Genomic DNA, 17,186 nt, shown 5'->3' on the forward strand with positions numbered 1-17,186 from the left:
CCCTGTTTCTCACTCACGACCAGCCGCGGCAGACCCGGGTCAGAAGATGCTCGCCATCCCGGCCACGCCGGCCAGCACGGGCTCGAGCCCGGCCGTCAGGAACGCTTCGCGGTCCTCGGCGGTGACCGGGTACCGGCCGTCGGACACCAGGGCCGCCAGCTCGTCCGACCCGTGCCGGGGCAGGTGGAGCGCCAGGTGGTCGCGCACGGCCGCCGCTTCGGCGGGCGCCGCCGGGGTGGCCAGGCGGACGGCCGCGGCGGTGGCGAACCCCGTCACCATCGTTTCGCAGCCGAGCAGGTGCTCACCGCGGACACCCGCGGCGGCACACGCCCGCAGGAGGAGCTCGGTCCACGCCAGGCGGTTCGGGGTCACCGGGTCGCCGCGCATCGGCAGGTCCAGCAGCCAGGTCCGGCTCAGCAGCCGGTCGAGCACCGCCCGCGTCCAGTCCCGGACGTCGGCACGCCAGTCGCCCGACGACGCGAGCCCCTCGGGCGGCGGGCCCCAGCCCGCGTCGGCGAGCAGGACCGTCAGCTCCTCCTTGGAGCTCACGTACCGGTACAGCGCGTTGGTCGTCACGCCCACCTCGTGGGCGATGTTCGGCAGCGAGGCGTTCGCCACGCCCTCGGCGTCGGCGAGTCCCACGGCCGCCGCGACGATCTGCGCCACCGAGTGCGACGGCTTGGGCCCGCGGCGGGGCGGCGGCGTGCCGCCCCAGGCCAGTGTCATCCCGGGGGGCAGCTCCGGGGTGGTGTCCCTGTCCAGCATGGTGCGTCTTCCCTGGCGAGTGCTCCGGCAGTAAACTGTGAGAGTCTTACACTGATTTGGGCGGAGGGCGAGCGACGTGAGCGAGAACAGGCCGGTGGCCACGGCCGTCGGCCGGCTCCTGTGGCCGGAGCGTACGCGGGTCACCGAGCTGGATCGCAAGCTCGCCATCACGCGGATCGAGCACGACCGCGCCGAGGGCCGGTGCCCCGACGCCGAGGTCAGGCTCGCCCGCGTGCGGCTGGCCACGACGCAGGCGGCGCTGGACAGCGCGGTCGCCGGCCGGTCCGAATCCGCGGTGCCGCCCATCCTGGAAGCCGCCCCGCGGGTCGGGCTCGCGGTCTGGGCCGTGGTCAGCGTGGTCAACCTGGTGGTCTACCTGGTCCTCGGGATGGCGAACGGCCAGTGGGACGGGCCGTGGGTGCTGTGGCCGGTGCTCGGCGGCGGCCTGCTGGTGCTCGGCCTGTGGTCCACGCGGGAGCGGGACCGCCGGATGCGGCTGGGCGAGTAGGGGCGACCCCTGTTCCCGGTCACCGGGGTCCGGGTTCCCCTCGGCGCGGGACTGCGTTAAACTGTGCAATCCATACACAGTTTTGTTCGTACCTGAGATCGGGGGCCGAGATGGCCGAGACGACAGACGGTTCCACGACCGGGGGGCGCACGGCCCTCAAGGTGGTCACGATCGTGTGGCTCGCCGGCACCGGCATTCACCTGCTGATCTGGCTGATCATGTGCTTCGCGACGCTCAGCCTGCACTCGCCGTTCTTCATCTGGCCGCTGATCGGCGGCGCGGTCATCGTGGTGCCCTGGTACCTCGCGACCCGCAACCGCTCGACCGAACGGATCGCCCGGGGATGACTACCTTGACGACCACCGGTTCGCCCGTCCGGCTGGACTCGGTGAAGAAGACGTACGGGCGCGGCGAGAGCGGCGTGGTCGCGCTCGCCGGGGTCAGCGTGGAGTTCCCCGCCGGCAGCTTCACCGCCGTGATGGGGCCTTCGGGGTCCGGCAAGAGCACCCTGCTGCACTGCGCCGCCGGGCTCGACCGGCCCGACGAGGGCAGCGTCACGCTCGTCGGCGTCGACCTCAAGGGCCGCAACGAGACCCAGCTGACCGAACTGCGCCGCGAGCACGTGGCGTTCGTTTTCCAGTCCTTCAACCTGATGCCCGCGCTCAACGTCGAGGAGAACATCACCCTCCCGATGCTGCTGGCGGGCAAGGAACCGGACCGGACGTGGATCGCGCAGGTCGTCGAGCGGGTCGGCCTGTCGCAGCGGGTCGGGCACCGTCCCGGCGAGCTGTCCGGCGGCCAGCAGCAGCGCGTGGCGATCGCCCGCGCGCTCGCCGGCCGCTCGGCGGTGACCTTCGCCGACGAGCCGACCGGCGCCTTGGACACGACCACCGCGCTCGAGGTGCTCGGTCTGCTGCGCGAGCTGGCCGACGCCGGCCAGACGATCGTCATGGTCACCCACGACCCGGTCGCCGCGTCGTTCGCCGACGAGGTGCTCTTCCTGGTGGACGGGCAGATCGTGACCAAGATGGCCACCCCGGCCGTCGAGATGGTCGCCGCGGAGCTGGCGCGTCTCGGTGCCCAGGCCAAGCAGGCGAGGGGGCGGCAGTGAGCCCGCGGCGGGTGGTCCTGCGGATGGCGCTGGCCAGCCTGCGGTTCCGCGCGGCCGCCTCGCTGGCGACGCTCGTCGCGGTCCTGGTCGGCTGCTCGCTGCTGATCGCGTGCGGCGGCCTGTTCGAAACGGCGCTCTCGCTCGACGCCCAGCCGCAGCGGCTGGCGGCCGCGCCGGTCGTCGTGACCGGTTCGGCCGGGTTCAAGCTGCCGGACGAGGAGTCGCAGGTCGTTCCCTACGGAGAGCGCTCCGGCATTCCGGCCGGGCAGCTGGCCCAGCTCGCGTCGGTGCCGGGCGTGCGGCAGGTCGTGCCGGACACCACGTTCGCCGCGGTCGTCGTCACCGGGTCCGGTCCGCAGAGCGCCGACGCTCCGCTCGCCGGGCACGGCTGGGACTCCGCCGCGCTCGCGCCTTACTCCCTTGTGGACGGTGCGCCGCCGCACACCCCGGGCCAGGTCGTGCTCGACGAGGCTTCGGCCCAGGCCGCGGGAGTCGGCACCGGGGGCCAGGTCGGCATCGCCGTGAACGGCGCGCCCCCGCGTGACTTCGTGGTCACCGGGATCGCGCACGCGGACACGGTCGGCCCCGCCTTGTTCTTCTCACCCGCCGACGCCCAGCAGTTCTCGGTGCACCCCGGCACGGTCGACCTGGCCGGGATCTTCCCCGCCGACGGCGTGGACGCCGGTGAGCTCGCCGCCCGGATCGCCGAGCGCGTGCCCGGGCTGAACGTGCTGACCGGCGCGGACCGCGGGTCCGCCGAGTTCCCCGGCATCGACGGCGCCCAGCTGCCGCTGATCCTGCTCGCCGGCGTGTTCGGCGGCATGGTCCTGGTGGTCATGGCGCTGGTGGTGTCGGCGACGATCAGCCTCACCGTGCGGCAGCGGCAGCAGGAGCTCGCGCTCCTGCGGGCGACCGGCGCGACCCCGCGTCAGGTGCACCGGATGGTGCTCGCCGAGACGATGGTGGTGGCGGCGCTGGGTGCTCTCGCCGGGCTGGCCGGCGGCCGTTTCATCGGCGCGGAGATCTTCAGCTTCACCACGGGCAACGGGATGCTGCCGCCCCAGCTGGAGTTCCAGCAGGGGATCATCGCCTTCGGCGGCGGTCTCGTGCTTTCGCTCGCGATTTCGTTCGCCGCCGCGTGGTTCGCCGCGCTGCCGGCGGCGCGGGCCCGGCCGCTGCAGGCGCTCGTCGAGGCGTCCATCCCGCCCGCGAAGGTGAACGACGTCCGCCGCTTCGGCGCGAAGGTGTTCGCCGGGGTGACCGTGCTGCTGGCCGTCGCGACCCTGTTCATGCCGGTCGACATCGCCTCCGCCGTGTGCGGTCCCGCCGTGCTCACCGGCTCGATCGCCGTCGCGCTGATCGGCCCCGAGCTGATGGCGTTCGTCGCGACCCGCTTCGGCCCGTTGATCCGGCGGGTCGGCGGCCGGGACGCGGTGCTCGCGGTGATCAACTCGCGGACCCGGGCGGTGGCGTTCGCCGCCGTACTGACCCCGATCACGCTGGCCACCGCGGTCGCGCTCGGCAACGTCTACGCCGAAACCACGCAGCAGCACGCGATCATCGGTGCCTACGCCGACCAGTTGCGGGCCGACGCGGTGGTGACCAGCGGCACCGGGGCGGTCTCGCCCGCGCTGGCCGACGCCGTCCGGCAGGCGCCGGGCGTCGGGTCGGTGTCGCCGCTGGTGACCAGCCAGGGCTGGATCGAAGAGCCCTACGACGGCAACGGCAGCGACCCGGGCCGGCTGCTCGGCCTCGACGTCCGGGACGCGAACGGCGTGCTGGCGACGCCGGTGACGTCCGGCTCGCTGGGGGAGCTCACCGGGGAGACGGTGGCGCTGCCCGAAGGCATCGCGGACGACCTCGACCTGAAGCTCGGCGATCAGATCACCATGCGCCTCGGCGACGGCGCACAGGCGAAGGTTCGCATCGTCGCGTTGCTGGACAGCCCGTCGGGCTACCCCAGCATCGTGCTGCCGGCCGCGCTGCTCGCCCCGCACACGACGTCGGGCGTGGCGAACCGGCTGCTGGTCCGCGCGGCGGACGGACAGGACGCTGCCGCGGTCGTCTCGGCGGTCACGTCGGCGACGGTGAACTGGCCGGGAGCCACCGTCGGCGACTCCGACGCGGTCACCGAAAGCTTCGCGGCCAGTGCCGACATCGAGGCGATGATCCACTACCTGCTGGCCGTGCTGGCGATCGCGTACGCGGCGATCGCGGCGGTGAACACGCTCGCCGTGGCGGTGCTTTCGCGGCGTCGCGAGTTCGGCGTGCAGCGGCTCGCGGGTGCGCGGCGGGGACAGGTCCGGTCGATGCTGATGATCGAGGGCGGCATCCTCGCCGTGCTCGGCCTGGTGCTCGGCACGGGGATCTCACTGTTCACGGTGATTCCCATGGCGCTCTCGTCCGGCACGATCGTGCCGGACGGCCCGCTGTGGGTGTTCCTCGCGGTCATCGCCGCGGTGTTCCTGATCGTCTGGCCGGTCACCGCGCTCTCCTCGCGGCTGGCGATGCGGCGCAGCCCGATCGAAGCGGTGACGCTGCCGGGGCAATAGCGATTCATAGGGGTTAGCGGGCCGGCCCGGTGCGGATAGTGTCGAAATCGACTATCCGCACCGGGCCGGCCCGGTTTCCTTTTCTGGAGTGGATCCCCATGCGCGTACTCCTGGCCGCCCCGCCGTCGCCCGCGCGGCTGCACAACCTGGTTCCCCTCGCGTGGGCACTGCGGACCGCCGGCCACGACGTGAAGATCGCCGGACGGACATCGTTCGTCGACGAGATCCTTCGCACGGGTTGCGTCGCCGTCGACCTCGGCACCTCGGAGTCCGCGGCGCTGACCGGGTTCGCCGAGCTGTGGGGGCCCGACGTCGTGGTCTCCTCCCCGGGGGCCCCTGCTTACGGTGGCGACACGGTCCGGGTGCTGGGTCCGCTGGACGAGCCTGGCTCTTCCGACGCGGACACGACGTTCGACACCGTGCCGCCGTCGCTGCGGGACTCTTCGAACGTCCGCCCGGTCCGGCACGTGCCGTATTCCGGTCCGGTCGTGGTGCCGGAGTGGTTGCGCCGCAAGGCAAGGCGCAGCCGCGTGCTGCTGTCGCTCACGGACCCGACGCTGGCCGGGCCGGTGTTCGACGCCGTCGGCGGTCTCGAGGCCGAGGTCGTCTGGGCGACCGATTCGAGCCCCGCGGGCGTGTCGATGCCGCCCAACGTCCGGCTCGTCGACACCGCTCCTCCGGCGGCGCTCCTGCCGACGTGCTCAGCGGTCATCCACGACGGCGACGCATCCCTCGCCCTCGCGGCGGCGACGCACGGTGTGCCGCAGCTTTCCCTGACGGAGACGGCGATCGGCGCTCGCATCGCGGCGGTCGGCGCCGGGCTGGTGGGGTCCGCGGGCGGCGTCGCGGAGCTGGCTGCGCTGAGTGCCGCGGCGACCGCGTTGCGGGACGAGATCGCCGGCCTGCCGGCGCCGCGCGAGCTGATCGGCGCGCTGACCCGCTGATTGTGGGGCCGTTAGGGGTGGGGCGGCACAAAGACCGTCGGTAGCGTTTTCGACGTGGCACCTTCCACTCTTTTCCGCGGTTAGGTGGTCGATTACGTGAATACCGTTTTCCAGGGGGTAATGGCGTGAGCGCCGAAAACGAGCGGAAACTGCTCGACTACCTCAAGCGCGCGACCGCCGACCTGCGCGAGGCCAAGGGCGCCCTGCAGGAGGTCCGGCGGCGCGACAGCGAGCCGATCGCGATCGTCGGCATGGACTGCCGCTATCCCGGCGGGGTCTCCTCCGCCGACGACCTCTGGGAGCTGGTCGGCACCGGGACCGACGCCATCGGCGCGTTCCCGGCCGACCGCGGCTGGCCCCTCGACCGCCTCTACGACCCTGCGGGCGAGCGGCCCGGCACCACGAACACGCGCGAAGGCGGCTTCCTGCGCGACGCCGCGGAGTTCGACCCCGAGTTCTTCGGGATCTCGCCCCGCGAAGCGCTCGGCATGGACGCTCAGCAGCGGCTGCTGCTGGAGACGTCGTGGACGGCGCTGGAGCGGGCGGGCATCGTCCCGGAAACCCTGCGCGGCAGCAGCACCGGCGTCTTCGCCGGCGTGATGTACCACGACTACCTCGGCCACGCGGCCGCCGGCAGCGTCGTCTCCGGCCGGGTCGCCTACGCACTCGGCCTGGAAGGCCCCGCGGTCTCGGTCGACACCGCCTGCTCGTCGTCCCTGGTCGCCCTGCACTGGGCCACGCAGGCGCTTCGCCGCGGCGACTGCTCGCTGGCCCTCGTCGGCGGCGTCACGGTGATGGCCACCCCCGAAACGTTCGTCTACTTCACCGAGCAGCGCGGCCTGTCCGACGACGGCCGCTGCAAGGCCTTCGCCGCGGGTGCCGACGGCACCGGCTGGGGCGAAGGCGTCGGCGTGCTCGTCGTCGAGCGCCTCTCCGACGCCCAGCGCCTTGGCCACGAGATCCTCGCCGTCGTCCGCGGCAGCGCGGTCAACTCCGACGGCGCTTCCAGCGGTCTGACCGTCCCCAACGGACCGGCCCAGCAGCGCGTGATCCGCCAGGCCCTCGCCACCGCCGGACTGTCCACAGCGGACGTCGACCTCGTCGAAGGGCACGGCACCGGCACGAAGCTCGGCGACCCGATCGAGGCGCAGGCGCTGCTGGCCACCTACGGCCAGGACCGCCCGGCGGACCAGCCCCTGTGGCTCGGCTCGCTCAAGTCCAACATCGGGCACACCCAGGCGGCCGCGGGCGTCGGCGGCGTGATCAAGGTCGTGCAGGCCATCCGGCACGGCGTCCTGCCGAAGACCTTGCACGTGGACACGCCGTCACCGCACGTCGACTGGTCGGCCGGTGCGGTGGAACTGCTCACCGAGGCCCGCGAGTGGCCCGCGGCCGACCGGCCCCGCCGCGGCGCGGTGTCGTCGTTCGGCATCAGCGGCACCAACGCCCACGTGATCATCGAGCAGGCCGAATCCGCCGCCGAAGAGCCCTCGGGGGCTGACGTCCCGGTGGTCGCGTGGCCGGTCTCGGCGGACACCGCGGACGCTGTCGCCGCTCAGGCCCAGCAGCTCGTGGACCACGAGGGAGACCTGGCGGACGTCGGGTTCTCGCTGGCCACGACCCGCTCGGCGCTGGACCACCGCGCCGTCGTCGTCGGCTCCGACATCGCCGAGCTGCGTGCCGGGCTGACCGCGCTCGCTGCCGGGGAGAACGCGCCGAACGTCGTCCGCGACCGCCGGGGCACCGGCCGGACGGCCTTCCTCTTCACCGGCCAGGGCGCCCAGCGCGCCGGCATGGGCACGGTCCTCGCCGCGAAGTACCCGGTGTTCGCCGCCGCGCTCGACGCCGTGTGCGACCGGCTCGACCTCGACCGCGCGGTCTTCGACGACGCCGATGCCCTGGCCCGGACCGGTTTCACGCAACCCGCGCTGTTCGCGTTCGAGGTCGCGCTATACCGGCTGTTCGAGTCGTGGGGCCTGAAGCCCGACCACCTGCTGGGCCACTCGATCGGCGAGCTGGCCGCGGCCCACGTGGCCGGGATCCTCTCGCTCGACGACGCTTGCACGCTCGTCGCGGCCCGTGCGCGGCTCATGCAGGCTCTCCCCGCCGGCGGGGCGATGGTCACGATCCCGGCGACCGAGGCCGAGGTGACCCCGCTGCTGACGGCCGGGGTGAGCATCGCCGCGATCAACGGCCCCCGCTCCCTGGTGGTCTCGGGCGCCGAGGACGAGGTCGCCGCCGTCGTCGCGCACTTCGAACGCCCCAAGAAGCTGCACGTCTCGCACGCCTTCCACTCGCCGCTGATGGAGCCGATGCTGGCCGAGTTCGCGGCCGTGGCGGCGAAACTCACCTACGCGAAGCCCGAAATCCCGATCGTCTCCACGGTGTCCGCCGACGCCGACCTGACTTCGCCGGAGTACTGGGTGGAGCAGGTCCGCGCGACCGTCCGGTTCGACGACGGCCTGCGCTCGCTTCTCGAAGAGGGCGTCCGGACGTTCGTCGAGATCGGCCCGGCCCCGGTCCTGACCGCCGCCGCGAGCACCGCCTCCGACGACGAATCGCTCGCCTTCGTCCCGGCCGCCCGCAAGGACCGCGACGAGGCGCACGCCGTCGTCACCGCGGTCGCCGCGCTGCACGCCCGCGGGATTCCCGTGGACTGGACGGCGTTCTACGCCGGGGCGCGACGCGTCGAGCTGCCGACCTACGCCTTCCGCCGCACCCGCTACTGGCTGCCGGCCACCACCACGACCGGCGACGCCGCCGACCACGGCCAGCAGCCGGCCGCGCACCCGATGCTCAGCGCCGTCGTCCGCGTGCCCGAGTCGGACACGGTCGTGCTGACCGGGCGGCTGTCGGCCGAGACCGTGCCGTGGATCGCCGACCACGTCGTGCTTGGCACGATCCTGCTGCCCGGCACGGCGTTCGTCGAGCTGGCGCGCGCCGCCGCCGACGAGATCGGCTACACCGGGATCGAAGAGCTGACCCTGCAGGCCCCGCTCGCCTTGACGACGGGCGCGGCCCTCCAGGTCACCCTGGACGCCGAGGACGGCGGCCGGCGGCGGCTGACCGTCCACTCGCGACCGGACGGCGAAGACGCCTGGACCCGGCACGCCGAAGGGTTCATCACGGCCGAAGCGGACGTGCCGGCGTTCGACCTCGCCGAATGGCCGCCCGCCGGAGCCACCGAGATCCCCCTGGAAGACCCATACGCGCAGCTCGCGGACCTGGGCTACGACTACGGCCCGGCGTTCCAGGGCCTGCGCGCGATGTGGCGCCGCGGCGACGACGTCTACGCGGAGGTCGCGCTCCCCGAGGGCGCCCGCGACTACGGCCTGCACCCGGCGCTGTTCGACGCCGCGATGCACGCCCAGCTGCTCGGCCCGGCCCCCGGCGACGACGACGTCAAGCCGATGCTGCCGTTCTCCTTCAGCGGCACGACCTGGCACGCCGCCGGAACCGAAGCGGTCCGCGTCCACGTGTCGCCGACCGGGCCGGAGACCATCACCCTGCGGATCGCCGATGCCACCGGAAACCCGGTGCTGACGGTCGATTCCCTGGCCGCACGGGCGATCTCGCTCGACAAGCTCACCCCGAACGCGCTGTTCCGCACGGCTTGGGAGCCGGCACCCTCGGGCCCGGCGGTCGTCGCGAAGGTGCTGGAAGTGTCCACACCGGACGGTCCGGTTCCGGAGCGGGCCCGCGCGGCCACCCGGCAGGTGCTGGCCGCCATCCAGGGCTCCGAGGAGCGCCTGGCCGTGGTCACGCGCGGCGCGGTGTCGGTCGACGGCGAGGACGTCGACCCGGCGCTCGCGACGGTGTGGGGCCTGGTGCGCGCGGCGGAAGCCGAGAACCCGGGCCGGTTCGTGCTCGTCGACGGCGACGCCGAAACCGCGCTGGCCACCGGCGAGCCCGAGGTGGCCGTCCGCGACGGAAAGGCGTACGTCCCCCGGCTGGTCGCGGCGACGCCGTCCGGTGACCTGGGCTGGAACCTCGAACGCACGGTCCTGATCACCGGCGGTACCGGCGGCCTCGGCGCTGTCGTCGCGAAGCACCTGGTGACCGACCACGGCGTCCGGAACCTGCTGCTGACCAGCCGCCGCGGCGCGGACGCACCCGGCGCCGCGGCCCTGCGCGAAGAGCTGAAGTCCTGGGGCGCCGAAGTCACCATCGCCAGCTGCGACGTCACCGACCGCGCGTCAGTGGCGGCGCTGCTCGACGGCGTCGAGCTGACCGCGGTGGTGCACGCGGCGGGCGTCCCGTCCGCGGGCCGCGTCGAGAACCTCACCGACGAGGAGCTGGACCGCGTCTTCGCCCCGAAGGTCGACGGTGCCTGGCACCTGCACGAGCTCACGCGCGACCTCGACGCGTTCATCCTGTTCTCCTCGGCCGCGAGCACGGTGCTGGCCGCCGGGCAGGCCGGGTACGCCGCGGCCAACGCCTTCCTCGACGAACTCGCCCGCCACCGCCACGCCCAGGGTCTCCCGGCGACCGCGCTGGACTGGGGCGCCTGGGCCGAAGACGGCGGCATGGCCGGCGAGCTGGCCGAGGCCGACTTCCGCCGCCTGCGCCGCCTCGGCACCCCGCCGATGGCCACCGCCGACGCACTCGCGCTGTTCGACGCCTGCCTGGTCGCCGAGGACGCCGTCCTCGCGCCGGTGATGCTGGACATGGCGGCCCTGCGGTCTCGCGCGGACTCGCTGCCGCCGGTCCTGCGTGGCATGGTCCGGCCCGCGGCACCTCGCCGGACGGCGGCGAAGACCGACGGCGCCGTCCCGGCCCGGCTCGCGACGCTCCCGGAGTCCGAACGTCAGGCGTACCTGCTGGAGGTCGTGTCCGGCCAGGTCAAGGCGGTGCTGGGCCTGGGGTTCGTCGAGCCGGAGCGGGCCTTCCAGGAGATGGGCTTCGACTCCCTGACGTCGGTCGAGCTGCGCAACCAGCTCGGCGCCCTGACCGGCCTGAAGCTGACCGCGACGATCGTGTTCGACCACCCGACACCGGCCGCGCTGGCCGCGCGCCTGCACGCCCTACTGGGCCCGGGCCGCGGCCCGGCCGACTCGCTGCTGGCCGAGATCGACCGCCTGGAGGCGTCCCTGGCCGCCGCGGGCTCGCTGAACGGCTCGACGGCGAAGGTCACCGCCCGCCTCGAGGCGCTGTCCCGCAAGTGGACCGAGGCGAACACGGGCACCCCCGAGGCCGCCGACCTGGACGAAGCCACCGACGACGAGCTCTTCGCCGTGCTCGATGAAGAACTGGGGATCTCTTGACATCCTCCCTCGCCGGTCGGTGAGGGATTCAACTCAGAACCAGCGCCTACGCGAGGGAGGTCGAGAGGTGAGGTTCACGCTTCGCAGACCGGCTGTTGCCGAGGTCTCCGCGTGCTGCGACCGCCTGCCCGGCGGCGATGTTGCGAGCGGCGTTGACGTCGGCGTTGGCGCGGTGTCCGCAGGCAACGCATCGGAACACCGCTTGGCTCTTGCGGTTTTCCGACGCGCGGTGCCCACAGACCGAGCAAGTCTGCGACGTGTACGCGGCCTTGGTCTTTTCCACCCGACCGGCGGCTTTGTGCTCCAGCCGGGTCGCGAGCAGGCCCCAGCCGCTGGCGAGGATGCCCCGGTTCAACCCGGCTTTGGACGGGACGTGGACGCCCGGCCGCTCCCGGGTGCCCCTCGCGGACCTGGTCATACTCGTGACATCGAGGTTCTCGATTCGGATCACGTCGAACCGGCGAGCCAGCTCGGTACTCGTCTTTTCGACCCAGTCCTTACGTCGATCCCGCTCGCGAGCTTTGAGCTTCGCGATGGCGGCCTTGACGTTGGCTCGCCGGCGCGAACCGGGCACGCAGCGGGCGAACTTGCGCTGCAGGCGAAGGAGCCGCCGCCGTTCGCCGGCGGTCAGCGGGGGAACTACGAGAAGTTCGCCGGTGGAAAGCGCGGCCGAGACCACGACGCCTCGATCGACCCCTACCACCGCACCGTTTCCGGGCGCGGGGATCGGGTCCGGGACGGCGGCGAACGCAAGATGCCAACGGTGCGCCGCATCCCGGGTGATCCGATAGGATTTCACGCCCCCGGGCACTACACGGGACCAGCGAAATCGCACCCAGCCCACCTTCGGCACCCACGCACGGCCGGCCTTGCGGCCGAGTCGCTGCACATGGTCGGGCTTCACCGCAACTTGGCGGAACCCCTCATCGCGGCCGGCTTTCCGCCAGGACGGTTGCCGGGTTGTGCCCGCGAAGAAGTTCCGCATAGCCTGGGCGAAGTCCCGCAACGCTTGTTGTTGCACCGTAACCGATCCGGCCCGAAGCCAAGCGAATTCGGCGCGGGCTTCGGTCAGCTGACGGGCTTGCTCGAAGTAGCCGGGTGCCGCGCCGCCGCCCGGCCGCCGGTACGCGTGCTGTTCGACTGCCAGGTTCCAGACGAACCTGGCTTGCCGGGCGTGTTCCAGCAGCCCGGCCACCTGGACGGGCGTGGGCAGCAACCGGTATCTGGACATCGTGATCAAGGTAGCGCGTCCCACCGACGGAACAGGCTTTCTCTTCTGGGCGAACCCAGGGGGCGCAGTCGATTGGAGCTTCGATGAACGGGAAAGCCATGAGCAACGAGGACAAGCTCCGCGACTACCTGAAGCGCGCGACGGCGGACTTGCAGGCGGCCCGCCGCCGCGTGCAGGAGCTGGAAGCCCAGCACTCCGAACCCATCGCCATCATCGGCATGAGCTGCCGCTACCCCGGGGACGTCCGCACGCCGGACGACCTGTGGGACCTGGTCGACCAGGGGCGGGACGTCATCGGGGAGTTCCCCGCCGACCGCGGGTGGGACGTCGAGGGCATCTACGACCCCACCCCCGACCGGCCCGGCAAGACCTACACGCGGCACGGCGGTTTCCTCTACGACGCCCCGGGCTTCGACGCCGAGTTCTTCGGCATCAGCCCCCGAGACGCCCGCCGCTCCGACCCGCAGCAGCGGATCCTCCTGGAAGCTTCGTGGGAGGCCTTCGAACGCGCCGGGCTCGACCCGCACGCGCTCAAAGGCAGTCCGACCGGGGTCTACGCCGGCGTCATGTACCACGACTACAGCGGCGGCAGCCCCGACGGCAGCCTCGTCTCCGGCCAGGTCTCCTACACCCTCGGCCTCGAAGGCCCGTCCGTCTCGGTCGACACCGCGTGCTCGTCGTCGCTGGTCGCGCTGCACATGGCCGCGCAGGGCCTGCGGGACGGCGACTGCACGCTCGCACTCGCCGGCGGCGTCGCCGTGATGGGGACGCCCGAGATGTTCGTCGACTTCAGCGGCCGCCGCGGGCTGGCCGCCGACGGCCGCAGCCGGTCCTTTTCGGACGATGCCGACGGGACGTCGTGGGCCGAGGGCGTCGGCGTCCTCGTGCTGGAAAAGCTGTCCGACGCACGCCGCAACGGCCACCGCGTCCTCGCGCTGCTGCGCGGCTCCGCGATCAACCAGGACGGTGCCAGCAACGGCTTCTCCGCGCCCAACGGCCCGTCACAGGTCCGGGTGATCGAGGCCGCGCTGGCCGACGCCGGCCTGTCGCGGTCCGATGTGGACCTCGTCGAGGCGCACGGCACCGGCACCGCGCTCGGCGACCCGATCGAGGCGCAGTCGCTGATGGAGACCTACGGCCAGCGGGCCACGGGCGAGCCGCTGCTGCTCGGCTCGATCAAGTCCAACATGGGCCACCCGCAGGCCGCCGCCGGTGTCGCGGGCGTGATCAAGATGGTGCAGGCGCTGCGGCACGGCAAGGCGCCGCGCACCCTGCACGTCGGCACGCCGTCGACGCACGTCGACTGGACGGCCGGCGCCATCGAGCTGCTCACCGAGCCGCGCGACTGGCCCGAGGTGAACCGGCCGCGCCGGGCCGCCGTGTCGTCGTTCGGCGTCAGCGGCACCAACGCGCACGTCATCCTGGAGCAGGCCCCCGAGGCCGACGTCGCCGAGGCGCCGAAGCCCGCGGTCTGCCCGCTCGTGCTGTCGGCGAAGACCCCGGCCGCGCTGGCCGAGGCCGCCGGGCAGCTGGCGTCGCAAGTGGACGGTGACCTCACCGACATCGCCTACACCCTCGCCGCCGGGCGCGCGAAGCTCGACCACCGCGCCGTGGTGCTCTCGACGGACGCCACGCAGGCCCTGGAGACGCTGGCCGCGGGCGGTTCGCGGCCCGACGTCGTCACCGGGACCGCCGACGTCCGCGGCAAGACCGTGTTCGTCTTCCCCGGCCAGGGCTCCCAGTGGACCGGCATGGCGATCGAGCTGATCGAGCAGTCGCCCGCGTTCGCCGAGCGGATGACCGAGTGCGACGCCGCGCTGCGGGAGTTCACGGACTGGTCGGTGCTCGCCGTGCTGCGCGGCGAGCCCGGCACGCCGCCGGCCGACCGCGTCGACGTCGTCCAGCCGATGCTGTGGGCCGTGATGGTTTCGCTGGCCGCGCTGTGGCGCGCGCACGGCGTCGAGCCGGACATGGTCATCGGGCACTCGCAGGGCGAGATCGCCGCGGCGAGCGTCTCCGGCGCACTGTCCCTTCAGGACGGTGCCCGCGTGGTCGCGCTGCGGAGCAAGGCGATCGGGGACGTCCTCGGTGGCCGCGGCGGCGGCATGCTCGCCGCCGGTCTCCCCGCCGCCGAGCTGCTCACCCGGCTGGACGCCTGGGACGGCCGGATCTCCCTGGCCGCCGACAACGGCGCCACCTCGGCCGTGCTGTCCGGCGACGGCGAGGCCCTCGACGAGCTGCGCGACCAGCTCGTCAAGGAGGGCTTCCGCGCCAAGCGCGTGCCGGTGGACTACGCGTCGCACTCCGCGCACGTCGAGCACCTCGCCGACCGCCTGCTGGCCGACCTCGGCCCGATCGCGCCCGGTGCCGGAAGCGTCGCGATGACGTCCACGGTGACCGAGGAGCCCGGGGCCACCATGGACGCCCGGTACTGGTTCACCAACCTGCGCACCACGGTCCGGTTCGCGCCGGTCGTGGCGAAGCTCGCCGAGGCGGGCTACACCCGGTTCGTCGAGATCAGCCCGCACCCGGTGCTCGCGATGAGCATCCAGGAGACCCTGGACGAAGGCGGGTACCACGGTTCCGTCACCGGCACCCTGCGGCGCGACGAAGGCGGCCTCACGCGGTTCGCGACGTCGCTGGCCGAGCACTCGGTCCGCGGCGGCGCGGCGGACTGGGCGTCGCTGGTGCCCGGCGGCCGGATCACCGACGTGCCGACCTACCCCTTCCAGCACAAGCGCTTCTGGCTCGAGGAAGAAGCCACCACGACGGCGGCGCCCGCGCGGGTTGCCGACCAGGACTTCTGGCAGGACGTCACGAGCGGAGACGTCGACAGTCTCGCGGAGCGGCTCGGCGTCGAAGCCGCCCCGCTGGCCGAGATCGTCCCGGCACTCGCGGCCTGGCACGGCCGCCGCACTGAGCTGTCCACAGTGGAGTCCTGGCGCTACCGCGTCTCCTGGGCGCCGGTGAGCGTCACGGGCGGGCTGATCGGCACCTGGCTGGTCGTCGTCCCGGCCGGCGTCCCCGAGGCGGCCGAACTGGCCGACGCACTCGCCGATCAGGGCGATGTCGTCCGGGTGATCGCCGAGCACGGGGAACTGGTCGAGGTGCTCACCGAAGCGACGGCGGTGCGGCCGTTCGACGGCGTGCTGTCGCTGCTGGCCCTCGACACCCGCGAACACCCGGAGCATCCCGCGCTCAGCACCGCCGTCGCCGCCACCATCGCACTTCTGCAGGCCCTCCGCGACAGCGACGCTCCGGTGTGGGTCGTCACTCGTGGCGCCGTCGCGGTCGACGCCTTCTCCGGCGCCGACCCGGCCGCCGCCGCCGTGTGGGGCCTCGGCACGGTCGCCGCGCTCGACCAGCCCGCCACTTGGGGTGGCCTCGTCGACGTCGACGGCCCCGCCGACGCCGCCCGCCTGGCCGCCGTCGTGTCCGGTGTGGACAGTGAAGACCAGGTCGCGATCCGGCCGTCGGGCGTGTTCGCCCGGCGCATGGTCCATGCCCCGCTCAAGGGCACCGCGGACGAGTGGCAGCCGCGCGGGACGGTCCTGGTCACCGGCGGCACGGGGGCGGTCGGCGCGCACGTCGCGCGCTGGCTGGCCGGTCGCGGCGCCGAAAACATCGTGCTCACCAGCCGTCGAGGGCTCGACGCGCCCGGTGCGCGGGAGCTGGCCGACGAACTGGGGGTGACGGTCGTGGCCTGCGACGTCTCCGACAAGGAGCAGGTCGAGGCGCTGCTGGCCGAGCACCCGCCGACCGCCGTCGTGCACGCCGCCGGTGTCCTCACCGCCGAGTCGCCGCTGTCCGACGTCACGCCCGCCGAGTTCGCCGCGGCCACTCGCGCCAAGGTCACCGGCGCGGCGCTGCTCGACGAGCTGCTCGGCGACACCGAGCTGGACGCCTTCGTGCTGATGTCCTCCGGTGCCGCCGTGTGGGGCACCTCGGGCCAGCCCGCCTACGCCGCGGGCAACGCCTACCTCGACGCCCTCGCCCGGCGCCGCCGGGCCGCGGGCCGCACCGCGACCGCGATCGCCTGGGGCTCCTGGGGTGGCGGGGGCATGGTCGACGCCGAGGCGAGCGACCTGCTGCGCCGCATGGGGCTGGCCGAGATGGCACCGGAACTCGCCGTCGAAGCACTGGGCCAGGCCCTCGACCACGACGAAACCCACCTGGTCGTCGCGGACATCGACTGGGCCGCGTTCGCCCCGGTCTACCAGCTCGCCCGCCCGCGGCCGCTGCTGCGCGCGCTGCCCGAGGTCGCCGAGGACAAGACCGAAGCCGTCGAGAACACCGGCGACTTCAAGGCGAAGCTGGCCGCGCTCACCCCGGCCGAGCAGCAGCGGACGCTGCTGGACCTGGTGCGCGGCCAGGTCGCCGTGGTCGCCGGCTACGACGGCGGATCGGCGGTCGAGCCGGCCCGCGCGTTCAAGGAGCTGGGCTTCGACTCCGTCACCGCGGTCGACCTGCGCAACCGGCTCGGCGCGGCCACCGGGCTGAAGCTCCCGGCGACCGTCGCCTTCGACCACGTCAACCCGCAGGCGCTCGCCGAGCACCTGTGGACCCAGCTGGGCGGCGGCGAGGCCGCCGTCCCGCTCGAAGTGGAGCTGGACCGGCTGGAAGCCGTGGCGGCCGGGCTGGACGCCGCCGAGATCGACCGGTCCCGGATCGTCGCCCGGCTGCAGGCGATGGTCACCACCCTGCACAAGACCCTGTCCGGCACCAAGGCCACCGACGTGCTGGAGACCGCGACCACGGATGAGCTGTTCGCCCTCATCGACAACGAGCTCGGCGCCTGAGAGGTATCTCCA

The 17,186-nt window shown here is 73.1% G+C and carries 8 protein-coding genes and 1 pseudogene; 7 read left to right on the forward strand and 2 right to left on the reverse strand.

Translation table 11 applies throughout. The features are described from left to right. Positions 1-39 precede the first annotated feature (39 nt). Positions 40-765, reverse strand: a complete 726-nt coding sequence (locus AA23TX_RS22060; protein ID WP_155544771.1) for a TetR/AcrR family transcriptional regulator — start codon at positions 763-765, stop codon at positions 40-42. Between the two features lie 76 nt (positions 766-841). On the opposite strand from AA23TX_RS22060, the gene AA23TX_RS22065 reads away from it, so the two are divergent. The 6 genes and pseudogenes from AA23TX_RS22065 to AA23TX_RS22090 form a co-directional block, all read left to right on the forward strand. Beyond that, entirely contained in the window at positions 842-1,273 is a 432-nt protein-coding gene (locus AA23TX_RS22065; protein WP_155544772.1) for a hypothetical protein, read from the forward strand. 110 nt (positions 1,274-1,383) lie between these two features. Continuing rightward, complete coding sequence (locus AA23TX_RS22070) at positions 1,384-1,620, forward strand: hypothetical protein (protein ID WP_155544773.1); 237 nt, start codon at positions 1,384-1,386, stop codon at positions 1,618-1,620. Then, positions 1,617-2,384, forward strand: coding sequence for an ABC transporter ATP-binding protein (locus AA23TX_RS22075; protein ID WP_155544774.1), 768 nt, complete (start codon positions 1,617-1,619; stop codon positions 2,382-2,384). Before AA23TX_RS22070 ends, AA23TX_RS22075 begins: the two co-directional genes overlap by 4 nt. Beyond that, entirely contained in the window at positions 2,381-4,936 is a 2,556-nt protein-coding gene (locus AA23TX_RS22080; RefSeq protein WP_230862657.1) for an ABC transporter permease, read from the forward strand. The genes AA23TX_RS22075 and AA23TX_RS22080 overlap by 4 nt, the downstream gene beginning before the upstream one ends. A gap of 98 nt (positions 4,937-5,034) precedes the next feature. Continuing rightward, on the forward strand, positions 5,035-5,880 hold the full coding sequence (locus AA23TX_RS22085) for a nucleotide disphospho-sugar-binding domain-containing protein (RefSeq protein WP_155544775.1): 846 nt from the start codon (positions 5,035-5,037) through the stop codon (positions 5,878-5,880). 149 nt (positions 5,881-6,029) lie between these two features. Further along, a pseudogene (locus AA23TX_RS22090) lies at positions 6,030-11,144 on the forward strand (type I polyketide synthase); the annotation flags it as partial. 46 nt (positions 11,145-11,190) lie between these two features. Here the strand turns inward: AA23TX_RS22090 and AA23TX_RS22095 are convergent. Further along, positions 11,191-12,375: an RNA-guided endonuclease InsQ/TnpB family protein gene (locus tag AA23TX_RS22095; RefSeq protein ID WP_155544777.1), complete on the reverse strand. Its 1,185-nt coding sequence runs from the start codon at positions 12,373-12,375 to the stop codon at positions 11,191-11,193. A gap of 71 nt (positions 12,376-12,446) precedes the next feature. Here AA23TX_RS22095 and AA23TX_RS22100 point away from each other — a divergent pair, with 71 nt between their 5' ends. Further along, positions 12,447-17,174 carry a type I polyketide synthase gene (locus AA23TX_RS22100; protein WP_439328790.1) on the forward strand — a complete coding sequence of 1,576 codons (4,728 nt, stop codon included), beginning with the start codon at positions 12,447-12,449 and terminating at the stop codon, positions 17,172-17,174. The last annotated feature ends 12 nt before the right edge of the window (positions 17,175-17,186 follow it).

Source organism: Amycolatopsis camponoti, from assembly GCF_902497555.1.
Taxonomy (GTDB): Bacteria; Actinomycetota; Actinomycetes; order Mycobacteriales; family Pseudonocardiaceae; genus Amycolatopsis; species Amycolatopsis camponoti.

Bases quoted from the DNA above. Each gene is read 5' to 3' on its own strand.
- AA23TX_RS22060 (WP_155544771.1), bottom strand. From the start codon at position 765: ATGCTGGACAGGGACACCACCCCGGAGCTGCCCCCCGGGATGACACTG.
- AA23TX_RS22070 (WP_155544773.1), top strand. From the start codon at position 1,384: ATGGCCGAGACGACAGACGGTTCCACGACCGGGGGGCGCACGGCCCTC.
- AA23TX_RS22075 (WP_155544774.1), top strand. From the start codon at position 1,617: ATGACTACCTTGACGACCACCGGTTCGCCCGTCCGGCTGGACTCGGTG.
- AA23TX_RS22085 (WP_155544775.1), top strand. From the start codon at position 5,035: ATGCGCGTACTCCTGGCCGCCCCGCCGTCGCCCGCGCGGCTGCACAAC.
- AA23TX_RS22095 (WP_155544777.1), bottom strand. From the start codon at position 12,375: ATGTCCAGATACCGGTTGCTGCCCACGCCCGTCCAGGTGGCCGGGCTG.